The sequence below is a fragment of the Mesorhizobium sp. ESP6-5 genome (genome assembly GCF_020164695.1).
Taxonomy (GTDB): domain Bacteria; phylum Pseudomonadota; class Alphaproteobacteria; order Rhizobiales; family Rhizobiaceae; genus Mesorhizobium; species Mesorhizobium australicum.
In genome coordinates this window covers 34,136-50,595 of the sequence record NZ_JAIUGR010000015.1, presented here as the reverse complement: position 1 = coordinate 50,595, position 16,460 = coordinate 34,136, and the positions used below count along the sequence as shown (strand labels likewise).

Annotated in this window: 16 protein-coding genes; 15 read left to right on the top strand and 1 reads right to left on the bottom strand. The window is 61.5% G+C overall.

Going from position 1 to position 16,460, the window contains the following annotated elements; genetic code table 11:
• Nucleotides 1-319: 319 nt before the first annotated feature.
• From LB524_RS23175 to LB524_RS23160, 4 genes are all read left to right on the top strand, one after another.
• Nucleotides 320-1,372 (top strand): type III polyketide synthase, encoded by a 1,053-nt coding sequence (locus tag LB524_RS23175; RefSeq protein ID WP_224530452.1) that lies wholly within the window; start codon nucleotides 320-322, stop codon nucleotides 1,370-1,372.
• Nucleotides 1,369-1,872, top strand: coding sequence for an isoprenylcysteine carboxyl methyltransferase family protein (locus LB524_RS23170; RefSeq protein ID WP_224530714.1), 504 nt, complete (start codon nucleotides 1,369-1,371; stop codon nucleotides 1,870-1,872). The genes LB524_RS23175 and LB524_RS23170 overlap by 4 nt, the downstream gene beginning before the upstream one ends.
• Before the next feature lie 178 nt (nucleotides 1,873-2,050).
• Nucleotides 2,051-3,046: a helix-turn-helix domain-containing protein gene (locus tag LB524_RS23165; RefSeq protein WP_141907296.1), complete on the top strand. Its 996-nt coding sequence runs from the start codon at nucleotides 2,051-2,053 to the stop codon at nucleotides 3,044-3,046.
• Nucleotides 3,047-3,201: 155 nt separating this feature from the next.
• Nucleotides 3,202-3,462: a hypothetical protein gene (locus tag LB524_RS23160; protein WP_141907297.1), complete on the top strand. Its 261-nt coding sequence runs from the start codon at nucleotides 3,202-3,204 to the stop codon at nucleotides 3,460-3,462.
• A 444-nt stretch (nucleotides 3,463-3,906) separates the two neighbouring features.
• Here the strand turns inward: LB524_RS23160 and LB524_RS23155 are convergent, their stop codons facing one another.
• Nucleotides 3,907-4,119, bottom strand: coding sequence for a hypothetical protein (locus tag LB524_RS23155; RefSeq protein WP_224530730.1), 213 nt, complete (start codon nucleotides 4,117-4,119; stop codon nucleotides 3,907-3,909).
• On the opposite strand from LB524_RS23155, the gene LB524_RS23150 reads away from it, so the two are divergent.
• The 11 genes from LB524_RS23150 to LB524_RS23100 all read left to right on the top strand — a co-directional run bounded on the left by LB524_RS23150 (nucleotide 4,078) and on the right by LB524_RS23100 (nucleotide 16,446).
• Complete coding sequence (locus tag LB524_RS23150) at nucleotides 4,078-4,299, top strand: BA14K family protein (protein WP_224530710.1); 222 nt, start codon at nucleotides 4,078-4,080, stop codon at nucleotides 4,297-4,299. The two genes, LB524_RS23155 and LB524_RS23150, sit on opposite strands and share 42 nt — an antisense overlap.
• A 114-nt stretch (nucleotides 4,300-4,413) precedes the next feature.
• Nucleotides 4,414-4,923 carry a DUF3455 domain-containing protein gene (locus LB524_RS23145; RefSeq protein WP_224530446.1) on the top strand — a complete coding sequence of 170 codons (510 nt, stop codon included), beginning with the start codon at nucleotides 4,414-4,416 and terminating at the stop codon, nucleotides 4,921-4,923.
• A gap of 176 nt (nucleotides 4,924-5,099) precedes the next feature.
• A complete protein-coding gene (locus LB524_RS23140) occupies nucleotides 5,100-5,768 on the top strand; it encodes a CatB-related O-acetyltransferase (protein ID WP_141907300.1) in 669 nt (222 codons plus the stop codon).
• A gap of 37 nt (nucleotides 5,769-5,805) precedes the next feature.
• Nucleotides 5,806-7,350: a class I adenylate-forming enzyme family protein gene (locus LB524_RS23135; RefSeq protein WP_224530444.1), complete on the top strand. Its 1,545-nt coding sequence runs from the start codon at nucleotides 5,806-5,808 to the stop codon at nucleotides 7,348-7,350.
• Between the two features lie 196 nt (nucleotides 7,351-7,546).
• The gene (locus LB524_RS23130) at nucleotides 7,547-8,617 is read left to right on the top strand and encodes a 2-dehydropantoate 2-reductase (protein ID WP_140789289.1); all 1,071 of its coding nucleotides are present in this window, start codon (nucleotides 7,547-7,549) and stop codon (nucleotides 8,615-8,617) included.
• Nucleotides 8,618-8,691: 74 nt separating this feature from the next.
• Nucleotides 8,692-9,048, top strand: coding sequence for a chorismate mutase (locus LB524_RS23125; protein ID WP_224530693.1), 357 nt, complete (start codon nucleotides 8,692-8,694; stop codon nucleotides 9,046-9,048).
• Nucleotides 9,049-10,843: 1,795 nt separating this feature from the next.
• Nucleotides 10,844-11,605: a GntR family transcriptional regulator gene (locus tag LB524_RS23120; protein WP_318012234.1), complete on the top strand. Its 762-nt coding sequence runs from the start codon at nucleotides 10,844-10,846 to the stop codon at nucleotides 11,603-11,605.
• Between the two features lie 403 nt (nucleotides 11,606-12,008).
• Nucleotides 12,009-13,037 (top strand): ABC transporter substrate-binding protein, encoded by a 1,029-nt coding sequence (locus LB524_RS23115; protein WP_224530441.1) that lies wholly within the window; start codon nucleotides 12,009-12,011, stop codon nucleotides 13,035-13,037.
• A gap of 18 nt (nucleotides 13,038-13,055) precedes the next feature.
• Nucleotides 13,056-14,519: an ATP-binding cassette domain-containing protein gene (locus LB524_RS23110; RefSeq protein ID WP_224530438.1), complete on the top strand. Its 1,464-nt coding sequence runs from the start codon at nucleotides 13,056-13,058 to the stop codon at nucleotides 14,517-14,519.
• Nucleotides 14,516-15,499 carry an ABC transporter permease gene (locus LB524_RS23105; protein ID WP_224530435.1) on the top strand — a complete coding sequence of 328 codons (984 nt, stop codon included), beginning with the start codon at nucleotides 14,516-14,518 and terminating at the stop codon, nucleotides 15,497-15,499. Before LB524_RS23110 ends, LB524_RS23105 begins: the two co-directional genes overlap by 4 nt.
• Nucleotides 15,496-16,446 (top strand): ABC transporter permease, encoded by a 951-nt coding sequence (locus LB524_RS23100; protein ID WP_224530432.1) that lies wholly within the window; start codon nucleotides 15,496-15,498, stop codon nucleotides 16,444-16,446. Before LB524_RS23105 ends, LB524_RS23100 begins: the two co-directional genes overlap by 4 nt.
• The last annotated feature ends 14 nt before the right edge of the window (nucleotides 16,447-16,460 follow it).

Sequence of the window (16,460 nt, the reverse complement as noted above, 5' to 3'; positions counted from 1 at the left end):
GTGGTTTCCTTTCGAACGCGCTGAATTGGCAGCGAGGCTTACGGTGACGCAGACCGGGTGTCTTGAGCCGATGGCGCACTGAAGTCGGTACGGGCGCGTACTGTCTGCGACCTGTGCCTGGAATAGGCGATCAGAGCGTGACCAGCCGCCCCCTGGTGCCGTGGAACAGTGCGTTCCAATACGCTTGAAAGGGCGTCACAAGCACACGACGGCTGACCCGTCGGCGCATAACGTCCCGATGGAGATCCATCGAGAGTGGCCTTGCCATCGCGGCCAGCGTGTCGGTTCTCCAGCCTCCAACAGCGATCGGAGATCGGCCTTGCACAGGACAGTCAATCTTTCAGGCCTCGGGCTAGCGGTCCCGGACCACATAATCCGGCAGGCCGACGCCGCCGCCTTGGCCGAAAGCCTGTTCTCCGGCAGGATGAAGGGCTTCCGGCACCTCGCCCCCATTTTCAGCAATTCCGGCATCCGCAGGCGGCACACGGTCCAGCCCCTGTCATGGTTCATCGAGCCGCATGGCTGGGCGGAGCGCATGCAGGCCTATGTCGAGGGCGCAAGCCGGCTTTTCGTGGAGGCCGCGACGCGGGCGCTCCGGCAGGCGGGGCTCACAGCGCAGGACGTCGATTGCGTCGTCACCGTTTCGTCGACCGGCTTCTCCGTCCCCAGCATCGAAGCCCGCGTCGCCGGCGAAATGGATTTCCGTCCGGACATAGAGCGCGTCCCGGTCTTCGGTCTCGGCTGTGCCGGCGGCGTTTCCGGCTTCTCCATCGCCTCGCGTCTTGCGGCAAGCCGCCCCGGCGCCAGGGTGCTTCTGGTGGCGATTGAACTCTGCTCGCTTGCCTTCCGGCTCGATGAGCCGACCAACGTCAATGTCGTGGCGTCGGCCCTTTTCGGCGACGGCGCCGCCGCCTGCGTCCTCACTGTCGGCGAGGGTGGTATCGCGAGCGTGGAATCGACCGGCGAACATCTCTTTCCCGATACGCTCGACATCATGGGATGGACGGTGGACGACCCAGGATTGGGAATCGTGCTGGCGCAGTCGTTGCCGCATTTCGTCAGCTCTCGGATCGGACCGGTCATCGCAGAAATGCTCTCGGGCAACGGGCTGGACGTGACCGAAATCGACCGCTTCGTCTGCCACCCTGGCGGTGCCAAGGTGCTCGATGCCCTCGAAGGCGCACTGTCGCTGGGCCAAGGCACGCTCAACGACGAACGCCAGGTGCTTGCCGAATACGGCAACATGTCCTCGCCGACCGTGCTTTTCGTGCTCGAACGCGCCATACGAGCCGGTCTTCCCGAACGCTCGGCGATGATCGCCATGGGACCGGGTTTCTCGGTAAGCTGCATCACCTTGAGGAGGGCGGCCTGATGTGGACCTCTATCGCGCTCCTCGGCTTCGTCACGCTGCAGCGTCTGGCCGAACTCTTTCATGCCCGACGCAATACGGCGCGCCTTCTGGCCCGCGGCGGGCACGAGGTTGCGCCGGGGCATTACATCTACATAGTGGCGCTGCATGCGACGTGGCTGGCAGGTCTGTGGCTGCTTGCGCCGGCGCGGCCGATAGAGGCGGTCTGGTTCGCTGTCTTTGCCATGGCGCAGATCGCGCGGCTGTGGGTGCTGGCAACGCTGAAAACGCGGTGGACAACACGCATTATCGTTCTGCCAGATGCTCCGCTCATCGCTACCGGCCCCTACCGCTATCTGCGTCACCCGAATTACGTCATCGTCGCCATCGAGATCGCGGCGTTGCCGCTCGGCTTCGGCCTGCCTGCCTATGCAATTGGCTTTTCGTTGCTGAACATGATCGTCTCGGGCGTACGCCTGAAGGCTGAGAACATGGCGTTGGCCACCTGCCGCGTCGCTCCTTAAACGGAAGTGCCTATCCTCGACGCTCTCGATATCGCTGGGAATCGCGTTCCTCGTCTGGCGTAATTTACGAGGCCAGAGGTCATCGAGTCTGGGTCACAACTCATCACGTCTGCGACATAAGGCCGGCTCCGATGGCAGAAACACCTTACTTAAGGCGTTTCGAAGCGGGGGCCGCCTGATGGAGCCGATCATGTTTCAAACTGATGATATTTCCGGAACGCTGCAATCGGATTTCGAGGAGTGGAGAGATACGCTTCGCACCGCATGCGGGCGATACTACTCGGAAGGTATCAAACCCAATCATTTCTCCGGTTGGGTGCGCCCCGTCAGCGTCCGCGGTCTCACCGTGTTGGACATTGGTTCCAATGCGCCACGCGTGGAGCGGACCAATCGAGATGTTCGGCTCGATAGCGCGGACCACTACTTCGCGCTCTTTGCTCCCAGTGGCCAGTTGGCAATGGTCCACAACGATCAAGCCGTACGGCTCGCTGCTGGCGATGTTGCGCTCGTTGATGCGTCCCGGCCTGTGACATACACCGCCGACAACGGCGACCCATGGAATACTGTCGCTCTCAGTTTGCCACGCCAGTCGCTTATATCCCACCTTGGATTCGAACCACAGGGCGGAATGTACCGGCCCGGAGGTACGTCTGCCGGGCGTCTGCTCTTCAATCTCATTCGAGAAGCCGATCAGGCCGAAGGATCGTCTTCGTCGCCGGCCGATTCCTACATGCGGCTGGCGGTGTATGATCTTGTCGGTGCGCTGTTTACCCCGTCCGACCCATGGCTCGGCTCACGTCAATCGGACACGCTCTTCCGGCGTATCCACGGTATCATCAAGGATGGCTTCGCTGATCCGGATTTCGGTCCCAACGAGGTGGCGGCGGAAGCGAGGATCTCGCTGCGCTATCTCCAGAAGCTTTTCACGGAGCGCGGCTCGACCTGTAGTGACTGCATATTTTCGTTTCGCTTGGATCAAGCCGCGCGCCTTGTGCAGCGCCGTGCATCATTAGGAACGAACCAACCTCTCGCCGACATCGCCTTCGGCTGTGGCTTTCGCGACTACACGCATTTCGCCCGAAAGTTTCGGCATCGCTTCGGCCACCCGCCAGGCGCCCATTCGGAAAAATGTCATGGCGCCGGACAATTGAGCAGTGCGTTTTCGGACGCGTAAAAGTGCGTTGTGGGCTCACGACGTCCAACCCCCAGCGGACTAGATTCCCTTCATTCGTGTGATCCAGCGCGGGGAGGACGGGCTGTCCGTCTGAGGAGGCGCGCCGAGGACCGGGAGGAGGCCGGTTGGGAGGCCTAACCTCGAAGGAGTAAGTTATGAAAAACTCGACAGCGATTTTCACTACAATCGCGCTGGGCACCGTGCTGGCGATCGGCTCGGCAACGGCGTCGATGGCGCGTGGCGGCATGGGAGGCCATGGCGGCACGGGTCATGGTCATGGCGGCAGCGGCCATTCGATCGTCACGAGCAACGGCGCTGATGATAGCATGGGCATGGCTGGCGATCGGGACACCGGCCGCGGACATCACAGCCACTCGGATGGGTCTGGTCCATTCTGGCGGTTCGGCCAATATTGACCGACGCCCGGGACGCCGTGATCCGGCGCCGGGTGGTATCGTTGCCATGACCTCTGGCAGTGGCACATATCTTGATCGGCCTTGGCCTGCCACCGCTGCTCCTGTTCGATGGGCTAATCTTCAATCCGGTCTTTGCAAGCGTAGAGACCGGATTGGAGCGCGAAGGGCTGGCAGGCGTCGCGTGGCCGGGTGGCGGTCGCTCTTTGTTCTGCCCAAGCCAAGTATCCGCTGCCACATCGACAAAGAGAAACATCTTTTCAAGAGAGTGCGCGTTCGGACCGATGAAAGTGCGCCGTCAGCTCACGACGCGGAGCCTGCCCAAAGCTAAATTCCTCACTCGTGTGATCCAGCGCCGGGAGGGCAGACTGCCGTCCGAGGAGGCGCGCCAGACGGGGAGGAGATCGGTCGGGAGGCCCTAACTCGAAGGAGTACGTTATGAGAGACTCAGGTGTAATCTTTACGGCAATCGCGCTGGGCGCTGCATTGGTGATCGGCTCGGCCACGGTGTCGATGGCTCGCGGTGGCATGGGTGGCGGCCATGGCGGTCATGGCGCTGGTCGCGCCGGCGGCAACGATCCGATCGTCACGAGCAGTGGCGCCGATCACGGCAGGGGCATGGCCGGCCATCATGGCTCCGGCCGCGGGAACCACTTTCATGGTTTCCGCGGACATCACGGCTCGGACGCGTTTTTTGGGTTTGGTCCTTTCTGGGGACCCGGCAGCTACCAGGCCTATGATGACAGTTCCTCCGCCTATTGCGAGAGACTGTACCGCTCATATGACCCCGCCACCGGTACATATCTTGGTCGGCACGGGCTTCGTCACGCCTGCTCGTGATGCGCTTGCCCAATCTCTACAATCCGGACTCAGCAAGGCGCAGAGGCCGGATTGGTGCACCACCGCGGTCAATTCCGAGGCGAGAAAATACCTTCAAGAAAGCAGGCTGTCCCAATGTCAACGCTAGTCGCGTCCGTCGTGTCCCGCACTGTCGCGGCTCTTGCGCTGCTTACTGTTCCAGCGGTCGCTCAGGGCATTGCGCCCAAGCTCGTGCCCCCACAGGGGAGCACGCTCCTCGGCAGATATACGGCCAAGGGCGTTCAGATATACGTCTGCAGCGCCAATGGATCTGCCAGCGAATGGACCTTCAAAATGCCTGAGGCACGGCTTGTCGATGCACAGGGCACGCCGTTCGCCAAACACTATGCCGGCCCGACCTGGGAAGCCAACGACGGCTCGAAGATCGTCGGCAAAGTATTGGCAAGTGAACCCGCTCCGAAGGCGGACGCAATTCCCTGGCTGCTGTTGTCGACGCAATCCGCGGCTACCTCGGGGGCATTGACCGGGGTGCGTTTTGTCCAACGGGTCAACACCTCCGGCGGAGCCGCGCCGACCGGCGCGTGTTCGACTGTCGGAACGGAGCGGCAGGTCGATTACACAGCCGACTATATTTTTTACAAGTGACCCAGCGCCCAAGCGTCGGTCTAACAGACTTTGATCCTAGTGGCGTTCGAGCGCTGCGCGTCAATACCGACGAAAGTGCGCCACCGGCTCACGACGTCCAACCTGATGGCGGCGAAGCTCGCGCACTTGCGGCGATGCTACAGCACTCGATCACCCTCAACAAAAGGAGCAACAAAATGCCGCCTGATCCCACCCACATCGTCATCCCCGGCATGATCGACGGCCAAGAGCGCAACACGGTGTTCCTGAAGCCCCTCGTCACCTCGCTGAACATCGAGGTCGGCGACTACACCTACTATAACCACGCCGACGATGCGACCGCATTCGAGACCCGCAACGTGCTCTACACGGCGGGGCCCGAGCGGCTGATCATCGGACGCTTCTGTGCGATCGCGAGCGGCGCCCGCTTCCTGCTGTCGGCCGCCAACCACCCAATCCTCGGTTCGACCGCATACCCGTTCTTCGTCTTCGGCGGCGATTGGCTCGAGCTCACCGCCGACCTGCTGCCCAGGATCGCGAGCCGCGGTGACACGGTGATCGGCAACGACGTCTGGATCGGGCGCGACGCGGTGATCATGCCCGGCGTGGCCATCGGTGACGGCGCGATCATCGGCGCCGGGGCGGTTGTCGCCTCCGACGTACCGCCATACGCGACCTTTGCAGGCAATCCGGCACGGCTGATCCGCCATCGCTATTCTGACGACGACATCGAGCGGCTGCTGCGCATCGCGTGGTGGCATTGGCCGATCGAGCTGATCACCGAGCACGTCCGCGCGATCTGGGCCGGCACGCCGGTCGAGCTCGAACAGGTGGCCGAGCGCGCCGGCCTCGTCGCCCAGCGTTGAGGCAGAATTACGCCTTTGCGTATCACAGGAGATGTTCATGACACCGATCCAGACATTGTATGATCGAGCTGCAAGAAATCAAAACGACACGGCCTTCATCGCCGCTGGTGACAAATGGACCTATGAACGGTTTTCGCGAGAAGTGCGTCGTGTGGCACGCGGGTTAGCTGCACGCGGCGTTCAGAAGGGTGACCGCATCGCCCTCCATCTACCGAATTGTCCCGAATTGGCTGTCACGGTTTATGCGTGCTTTCATCTTGGAGCGATCGCCGTCCCCCTGAACAACAGGTACAAGGGTGCCGAACTCAAGGCCATGCTACAGCGCTTAGAGCCGACGCTCTATGTCGGGCACGCGGAGCTCTATCGCGAGGTTCGCGCTCTGAGTTCATCAATAATTCCGCCGCAGCGGTGTTTTATCACCTGCTGCCAAGGTGACGATGGCGAAGAGCGTCGATGGGCAGAGCTGCAGATGGATCTGTTCTGGGACATTCCGTTTTCAATTCCAGTGTCGTCCGACATTGATGCGCCCACTTTGCTGCTCGCGACTTCAGGGACGACTGGCATCCCCAAATTCGTCATCCATACCCTCTCGACGCTCGCAGCAACTGCCGAGGATACCAAGTATGTCGGGGTCGACGGCAGCCTTGCTGCAATCATTGCCTGTCCCATGGTGCATGCCGGCGGCCTTTTCTCCTTCATCGGATGCATGCATCACGGCGCTCAAATGGTGTTGTTCGAGCGTTTTGATGCTGACGCGGTGTTGGATGCCATCGAGCAGCACGGATGCGGTTGGATGCTCGGCCTGACGTTCATGTGGACAGTTATGCTAGAAGCTCAGCGGCTGCGCAGGCGGAATGTCGAAACCTTGCGTTTCTGCGCATCCGCCGGCGACGTTTGTCGGCCGCAGTTGCAGCTGGAGTTCGATGTCGAGTTCGGCCTGCCGCTTTATTCGATTTGGGGAGCGAGTGAGGCGGTTGGCTGCCTTACCTTCGGGCTGCCGCCGGGGCCGATCAGCCGCGTTGCTCAGGGCGCGCACGTGCGGCTGGTCGATAATGCCGGGGCAACCGTTTCTCGGGGCGAAGTTGGTGAGCTACTGCTGCGTGGCGCCAACGTCAGCGTCGGGTATTGGAACGGTCCGGGCGCGATCGAAAGTGGGCCAAAGGATGGCTGGTACCAGACCGGCGATCTCATGCGTCAGGATGACAAAGGCAATCTGTGGTTCATGGGTCGAAAAAAAGACATCATCATCCGGGGTGGATCAAACATTTCACCAGTCGAGGTCGAGGCAGTCCTGACCACTCATCCCGAAGTGCAGGACGCGGCAATCGTCGGAATTCCGGACGATACATTCGGACAACGCGTGGTCGGCTTCGTGCAATTGGGTTGCGATGCCCGCTCGGGAATTGAGAACGACATACTCGACGCCGCGAGGACACAGCTCGCCGACTATAAAATGCCGGAGCGTCTACAGGTTGTCTCGTCTATTCCCAGAAACGGCCTTGGCAAGACCGATAGGCGGGCATTGCTGGCCCTGGCGATTGACGCAGGCGCAGGGCAGGGCGGCGCGTTGGCGGCGGAATAGTGCGTGTCAGTACCGGCGATTGTGCGCAGCCCGCTCACGACCATCGATCTTCAGCGACCTACCTTCCGCTACGACAATTGAACCGAGCAGGCTCCTACCTCGCCTGGTTCGCTTTAGTGCGTTGCGGGGCTCACGAAGCTTATCGATCGCCAACCCAATCTCGCACAAACACCAGTCACGGTAGAAGAGAAGATTTATGCCCGCTTCGTCCAAAATCTGCATTTTCGGCGCCGGTGCCATCGGCGGCACGATCGCCGCTCTTCTGGCACGCTGTGGCGCAACGGTGAGCATGGTTGCGAGGGGGCCGACCCTTGCGGCTCTCGCAAGCAACGGGCTTGAGCTCAAGATCGACGGCGAGGTGCTGCGAACGCCCGTCCGGGTCAGCGATGATCCGGCGGAGCTTGGTGTGCAGGACTACGTGATCGTTGCGGCGAAGGCGCCTTCAATGCCGGATATTGCGCGGCGCATCACGCCATTGCTCGGACCTGAAACGGCCGTAGTCACTGCGATGAACGGTCTGCCCTGGTGGTTCTTCCGCAACACCAAGGGTGCGCTTGCCGAACACCAATTCAAGGCGCTCGATGCGGACGGTACAATCGCCCGGGCCATCCCCGCAAGCAGCGTGATCGGCTGCGTGGTGCACGTTGCTGCCTCAGTCGACGAGCCCGGCATTGTCCGTCATCAGAGCGGTCGCCAGCTCTTTGTCGGTGAGCCGGACAACAGGCTGACACCTCGATTGAGACGCCTTGCCGACTGGCTCTGCGCGGCCGGCTTCGATTGCCGGGAGAGCCTCGATATCCGGCGTGAGATCTGGCTCAAGCTTTGGGCGAACCTCAGCATGAATCCCATCAGCTTGCTGACCACAGCGACATCCGATCGCATCATCGGCGACCCGCTGCTTCATCGGCTTTGTATTTCGATGATGGAAGAGGCGGCACAAATAGGCACTGCGATCGGCGTATCGGACAACCCGCCCGTCACAATGATGATCGAAAAGATCCGGACGCTCGGTGCGTTCAAGATGTCGATGTTGCAGGATGTCGAACATGGCAAACCTGTCGAGATCGACGCGCTGCTGACGGTTACTCACGACATTGGAGTGGTCGTCGGGGTGCCGACGCCCTTCATCGACAGCGTGCTTGGTCTCGCCCGCCTGCGGGCAAGCACTCTAGGCTTGTTCGCCAGCGATTCCGCAACGGTCGCTGATTTGCTGCCTTCGGCACAACGCGGTCCGACTCAAGGCCGCACACAGACGCGTGTCGTCTGATGCCGCCTCAATGTATCGGGTTGACCGCTCGATGCCTCAACCAACACATCGACAGATTACGAAGTGAGCAAGCTATGATCAAAAAAGGCGATAAGGACGACGCGCGCCTCGTTCTAGCCGACTGCCGCGCCTCGATCGACAACATCGACGCGGCGCTCATCTACATCCTGGCCGAGCGCTTCCGCTGCACGACAGCGGTTGGCGTGCTGAAGGCGACGCATGGTTTGCCGCCGGCCGATCCGGAGCGTGAACAACAGCAGGTCGCCCGGCTGCGTCAGCTGGCGAAGGACGCCAACCTCGATCCCGATTTCGCGGAAAAATTCTTGAACTTCGTGATCCGCGAAGTCATCGGCCACCACGAGAAGATTGCCGTGTCGAACGGCGGCGCGACAAAAGATGCCCGATCGAGTGGCTTGACGAAAACCGCCTGAGGGCCAGAGCCTGTCATCCAAAGGGGCACAGTGGTCCGGCGATGGACGACGTGCACAAAGCCACAGACTTTGAAGCCGCAACTCGATCGCCGAAATCAGGAATGGAGCGATCGCCGCCGGGCAACGTCGAGGAGCTTCCACGCCTGCGCCGCTATGCGCGCACTGTTGCGAGACCGCGATGCCGCCGACGTTCTCGTGCAGAACAGCCTCGAACGAGCGCTCTCGAGGATGGAAAGACCGGCCCACCAGTGGATCGCTGCGCCATGGTGCTCACAACGATGTATCACCCGTCCCTGGACCGGTTGCGAAGCGCCAAACGCCATGCGAGTGATGCGATCGCGCAGCCGCAGAATTGCATGTTTGACAGACCCAATGGCGGAATAGCAGACGCCGGCCCGACCTACTCAACGCCACTCTTGGCCAATTTTACGGAACGGTTGCGCTGGCGCCACGTTTGGCGGCAGAGTGGTCGATCCTTCTTCAGGGGTGTAGCCGCTTCAAAGCCTGTCGCTTACGCTTATTTGGCCGCGACACCAACGCCCAGGCAGTCCCTTTTACTCATCCCCAGGGACGCCCGCCGCTGCCGTGAATGGGGCGGCGGGCAATTTGGGCAAAACACGTCGAAGTGCTATTGTGATCCACAACTGGACGGAGGCGTCGCATGCGAATCCTCGTGGTTGCAATCGTGGAGCTTGTCTTTATGGCGGGCGGCTTCTGGCTGGCGGCGGACTGGGTGGTTAGCCGTCCTGCGCTGATCATCATTCCCGGTTGACAAGCGCCGACTGAGGTTGCAGGCGGCTCTTCAAAGACGGTCCGGCGCCGGTAGCAAGGGGAGTGAAGTCGGCCGACGCAGTGCCTGAGAGCTACCGCGTCGGCCAGGCGACCTACAGGTCCGCCGCGCGCTGACAAGACAGAATGATGGTCACGCCGTCAACTCATTGCTGGGACTTCAGTCGGACTCGCTACAGCCAACATTCGGGGTATTATCCCGCCTTCTTCTGTTTGTCAGCGAGGGGTCCCCGATGGGCAGTTTGAAGCGCATACTTCCGCCTGGATTCACCCCTCAAGAGCTTATACGAGCTGTACGTCCCGACTGTCGCCAAGGGGATGTGATCTCTATCGGGGAAACCATCCAGGAGCTTCGCGCACGCGCGCCTGGTTGCGCCGACACCGACGAGGCCCTTACGGCTGCTATCGTGAAATTCGCAACTGGTAGGGCCATGGCGGTCAGCTTCGATGGGCGAGAGCGTCCAACGTCGCATTGACACTGACCAAGAACCCCCATCCGCTGCCAATGTGTCGTTCTAATACGCATGTCCTGGCACCAGCCTTGCACGGCCATTTCATCTTGGGAGAAGATGAAAATGGCTCTATCCAATCAGCTGCTCGACAAAAACCTGACCTTTCAATGTCCGAGCTGCAAAACCCCACTGGTCAGGAAAGGCTCCTGGGTCAAGTCCGTAACGACGTTCACCTGCAAGCGATGCGGCGAAAGGGTACGGCTCTCGTACAGCGAGAAGCTTGAAATTTTCAGGTTGGGTGCCGCTGCGCGCGACACTGGAACCTGACGTCGCGTTGTCTTCTTTGTTCGTCCGTTTGAATGACCCGGGTCAATGGCCACGATGCTAATTTCACGTAAGCTGGCTACGGTTTTGCCAGTTAGGCTCGGTGGTTTTGCCCTGCGAGATCAAACCACCGAGCCGCCGCCTGGTCAGATGGGCCTTTCCCGTCAATACGGACTAACGCTGAGAGAGCGCTTCTCCGTGACCGATGAATTGAGGGAACGGTATGAATCGTGGTACCTTTGAGACAAACAAGGTTTAATGATTTGTCTCTTGGGATAACGATCGATCGTCCAAGGTCGCTGGTGGCTACCGTCGTTGAGCGCTTGCGGCAAGCGATCATCGATGCAGAACTTGCGCTCGGAAGCGAGTTGTCCGAGGCAGGGCTCGCCTCGATGCTCGGTGTGAGCCGAACGCCGATACGAGAGGCGCTAACGATCCTGCAGCAGCAGGGAATGGTCAACATCATTCCGCAGCGGGGAACCTACGTCTTCTTTCCGACCGAACAGGACATCATCGACCTGTGTGAATACCGGATCGTGCTGGAAAGCCGTGCCCTATCCTTCGCGATGGCGAGGCACCGTGACGAAACTACAACGCAGCTCGAACTCGCCCTGGACATGATGGACAGGGCGCGGGCGGACGGCGATCCGGTCGCGTATTCGCGGGCTGACACCGTGTTTCACGAGGCGTTCATTCGCAACTGCCGCAACCGCTACCTTCAGGAAGGCTTCGAACAGGTCGCCGGCCAGATCGCGACGCTGAGAACGCACCTCTCGGTGCCGATTGCAGGCGCTCAGGATCGCTCCTACATCCACCACACAGAGATCGTGGAAGCGTTCAGGAAGGGCGACATCCTGGCGATTGATGCTGTCCTGACGGATCACATTCTGTCGACGCGCAAATCCTACATCGAGGCAATGCAGGAAGGGCTGATCAAGCCGCCGGCCGTCGCGGCCCGACCGCCTGCCGGTCTTGGCCGCTTCAGCAGTTAGCGCGCGTCGGCTTGCCCTAAAATGTCTTTGCGCCGGTGATCGGCAATCGTACGCCGTTAACCTCGCCGCTGCAGTCGTCATGGCGTTGCTGCGATCGGTCGGGACGTTCGACCAAAGGTCGCGGCCGGCCGGAAAAATAGGCCGCCCGCGCCCGTCGACAGCCACTGAACAGCACATCGAGCCTGGCGGTTCTAACGAACAGCCGGGCAAAGTGGGCATGCAGTATTTTCGAAGACAGTCTCGCGGCCCAGCAAACCGCGCGTTGGAATGCGAATGCCGCGAAAGCAGTCCCCTTGTCAATGCCACTGACATACTGTACCTCAGATACAAGCCTAGCCCCGCCGGGGGACGGGCGATGCAGGCCGGGGTGAATCGTTCAATCTGGTTTTTTGGGAGGAATTCAATGAACCGTCTTACAGCGCTGCTTTCGGCAGCGGTGCTTTCTTCATGCTTGGTCGGTCCGGCGCTTGCCGACACGTCCGGCAAGAAAATCGCGCTTTCCAATGGCTACGCCGGCAATTCCTGGCGTCAGAGCATGCTGGAAAGCTGGAAGAAGATTGGCGACAAGGCTGTCGCCGACAAGATCATCGGCGCCGCCGACGCCTTCACGACGGCCGCCAAGGAAGCGCCGCAACAGGCAGCACAGATTCAGAACCTGATCTTGCAGGGCTACGACGCCATCGTGCTGGACGCCCTGTCGCCCGACGCTCTCAACGGCTCCGTCAAGCAGGCTTGCGATGCCGGCATCATCGTCGTCGCCTTCGACGGGCTCGTGACCGAGCCTTGTGCCTACAAGGTGACGGTCGACCTCGCCGAGACCTACGGCGCCGAGCAGGTTAGGCAGATGGCCAAGCGCCTGCCGAACGGCGGTAACATCCTCTACATCCGTGGTGTGGCCGGCACCAGTATCGACGACGACATCACCAAGGGCGTGCTGCGCGAGATCGAAAAGCACCCCAATCTCAAGATCGTCAGCACGGTTCACGGCGACTGGGATCAGACGACCGCCCAGAAGGCGGTGACCGGCGTATTGCCTTCCCTACCTGACATCGCCGGCATCATCGACCAGGGTGGCGACGGCTACGGCACGGCCGAGGCGTTCCGTTCGGCCGGCCGGCCGCTTCCCATCATCATGCTAGGCAACCGTAAGGACGAGCTGGTCTGGTGGAAGGAGCAGATCAAGACCAACGGCAACTACGACACATGGTCGGCTTCGGAGGCTCCGGGCATGGTGACATTCGCCTTCTGGGTGGCGCAACAGGTCCTCGACGGCAAGGATGTTCCCAAGGAAGTGCCAATGGACATCCTGTTCGTCGACAAGTCGACGCTGGACGCCCAGATCGCGGCGACGCCCGACGGCGGTGTCGCCAATGTCGAATATTCGCAGGGTGACGTGGTCAAGGCTATCGCTGCGGCCAAGACCAAGAAATAGGCCGCAGGAGTCGTGGGGATGATCGCCGGCAAAACGTCTATCGTCGCTTTTTCGGCGGTCGCCAAAGCCTATGGCAACGTCAAGGCGCTCAACGGCGTGGATTTCATCGTCGACGCCGGCGAGTGCGTCGGCCTGGTCGGCCACAATGGCGCCGGCAAGTCCACTTTGGTGAACGCAATTGCCGGCACGATACGGACGGACGCAGGCCATCGGGCCATCGCCGGCCAGAATGTGCCCGAGTATTCAGTTGCGCTCGCCCACCAGCTTGGGGTGCGCTGCGTCTTCCAGGAACTCTCTCTTTGTCCCAATCTGACCGTCGCGGAAAACACGCGCATAAGCCATCCTTCGTTGACCGGCTGGGGATCGCTGCGCCGCGCCGACGAGATGATTGTCGCCAGCCTCGACGATATTTTTCCCGGACACGGTGTCCGGGGCGACCAGATCGTCGGCGACCTCTCCATCGGCCGTCGTCAGATGGTGGAGGTCGCACGCGTGTTTACGCAAAGCGTCGATCCGATCAGGCTGGTCATCCTCGACGAGCCGACCTCGTCGCTCGACAGCCATGCTTCAGCGCAGCTTCTGGCCTATGTCCGCCGCGTGGTAGCGACCGGCATCAGTTGCATCTTCATCTCGCACCTTCTCAACGAGATCCTGGCTTCGACGGACCGCATCGTCGTGATGCGCGACGGCAAGGTTGGCGTTGCCGGGGCAACCATCGATTTCGATCGCGAGAAACTCGTTGCGGCAATGGTCGGCATCGTCAGCGCCCGTCGGAATTCAGGGGCCAAGCTGCGGCGGGACGATGCTCCATTGCGTGTGGCAGTTCATAAAAAGCATGGCGCCCCCGGCACCGATCTCGACGCCAGGGCGGGTGAAATCATCGGCCTCTCCGGTCTCGCGGCGCACGGACAAAGCAATCTGCTGGTGCGGATTTTCCAGGCGGCGAGCAGGCGGGATCCCGCGGTGGATGTCACCGCGACCGTGGCCGTGGTGGCGGGCGACCGGCAGACCGATGGTGTGTTTCCGCTGTGGTCGGTGCTTGAAAACATCACTGTCCGTTCGCTGTCGGCGCTGAGTTCCAACGCGCTCATCTCCCGGAGGAAGCAGCAGGCCATGGGCGAGACCTGGCGGCAGCGCCTTGGCATACGCACGCCCGACCTTGGCAACTCGATCCAGTCGCTGTCCGGCGGCAACCAGCAGAAGGCGCTTTTTGCGCGCGCACTCGCGTCGGATGCCCAGATCATCCTGATGGACGATCCCATGCGTGGTGTCGACATCGCCACCAAACTTGAAGTCTACGCACTAATCCAGGAGGAAGCCGCCAAGGGCCGGACCTTCATCTGGTACACGACCGAGTTCGAGGAGCTCGAGAACTGCGATCGTGTCTATGTGCTGCGCAACGGCGAGATTGTAGCCGCGCTGGACCACGATGAGGTCAATGAGCAGAATGTAATCCGGTCCTCGTTCGGAGAGGCCGCATGACTGCTACCGCCTCGGCTCGAACGGCCTCTCCAACCAATCGGGCCCGGTGGTTCGACCTGTCCCCCACGCTGCTGCGCACGGCCCTGCCGTTCGTGTCGCTGGCGCTGATGCTGGTCGCCATCGGCTGGCTCAATCCGCGCGCCATCAGCTACATGGGGTTCAACCTCATGCTCAGCCTGGCGATCCCGGTTGCGCTGGCGACGATCGCACAGATGTTCGTCATCACGGTCAACGAACTGGATCTGTCGGCGGGCTTGTTCATCTCGTTCATCACATCGGTTTCGGTCACGATGCTGAACGATACGCCGCTTCTCGGTATCGCCGTCATCGCCGGAGCCGTCCTTGTCTACGCCGCGGTCGGCGCGCTGATCCACCTGCGCAACCTGCCGTCCATCGTCGTCACGCTCGGGATGGCTTTCGTCTGGCAGGGGCTGGCTCTGATGGTCCTCCCGCAGCCTGGCGGCAGGGCGCCGGCCTGGCTGCAATCATTGATGGCCGTTCATATTCCCTTTGTTCCGTTCCCCATTGTCGCGGCCGTCGTCATTGCCCTGGTGGTCCACCTTGCGTTGATGAAAACGAGTTACGGCGCCGTTCTGCGCGGCATCGGCGGCAACCAAGCGGCCGTGGCCCGGGCCGGCTGGTCGATCCTGCATGCCAAAGTGCTCGCCTTCACGCTCGCTGGCGTGTTTGGGGTTTTGTCGGCGCTTGCGCTGGTTGGCCTTTCGACCGCCGGCGACCCGAACATCGGCGCCGGCTACACGCTGCTCGCCATCGCAGGCGTCATTCTGGGTGGCGGTGAGTTCATGGGCGGGCGGGTGTCCGCAGTGGGAGCGGTGGCCGGCGCCCTGACACTGACGCTGGCGTCCGCGTCGCTTTTGTCCTTCATGCACATTCCGACCGACTGGCAGACCGGCGCCAATGGCTTGATTCTGATCGTCGTGCTGGCGCTGCGCGCCATGATCGACAGGCGGCCGGCATGAACGGCTTCGTCAGGACGCTGCCGGCCAGGCCATGGATATGGTCCTTCATCGGCGCGGCAATCGTCTTTCTGGCATCGCTCTGTTCTACCGGTGGCGCCGGCGCGGACGGCATCATCGTGGCGGCCTTTTCGCTGGCGTCGTTCGCGGTCGTGGTCGGCATGGGGCAGATGTTTGTCATGTCGCTCGGCCCCGGCAATGTCGACCTGTCGCTGCCGGCCAATATAGGCCTTGCCAGCGCCATTGCCATGAAGGTGATGAACGGGTCGGACAGCATGATCGCGGCAGGCATCATCGCGGCGCTGGCCAGCGGCATACTGATCGGCCTGGCAAATTACGGGCTGATCCGCACGCTGCGTATTCCACCGATTATCGCCACTCTGTCGACGAGCTTCATCGTGCAGTCCATCGACATCAGCTATGGCCGCGGCCTTCAGGTAAAGCCTCCGCCCGGATTTGCCCGCTTCACCGATCTTCGCTTGCTTGGCTTGCCGGTATTCGTGCTGGTCATCATTGTCGCTTCGATCATAGCGGCGATCGTGCTCGGCCGGACCATCTTCGGACGCTCGGTCCTGGCGATCGGTCAAAATATGCGGGCTGCCTGGCTTGCCGGTATCAAGGTCGAGCGCATTCGCGCCCTCACCTACACGTTGTGCGGTGCGCTCGGCGGCCTGAGTGGAGCTCTGCTGGCTGCTTATTTCCGGGGTTCCTCCACCGATATCGGCAACGAGTATCTGCTGATGTCGATTGCCGTTGTCGTCATCGGCGGCACCTCGGTCGCCGGCGGCCGCGCCAATCTGCCCGGCCTGTGGGGCGCAGCCCTGTTCCTCGTGCTGCTCCAGGTCATGCTCAATACGTTCGGGGCCGATGCCAGCGTCCGCCTGGTCACCACGGGTTTCGTCATCATCGCCGTCATCACGGCAGCGGGCGGCCACGCGGCCGAACGCTGAGCCAGGAAGGAAAT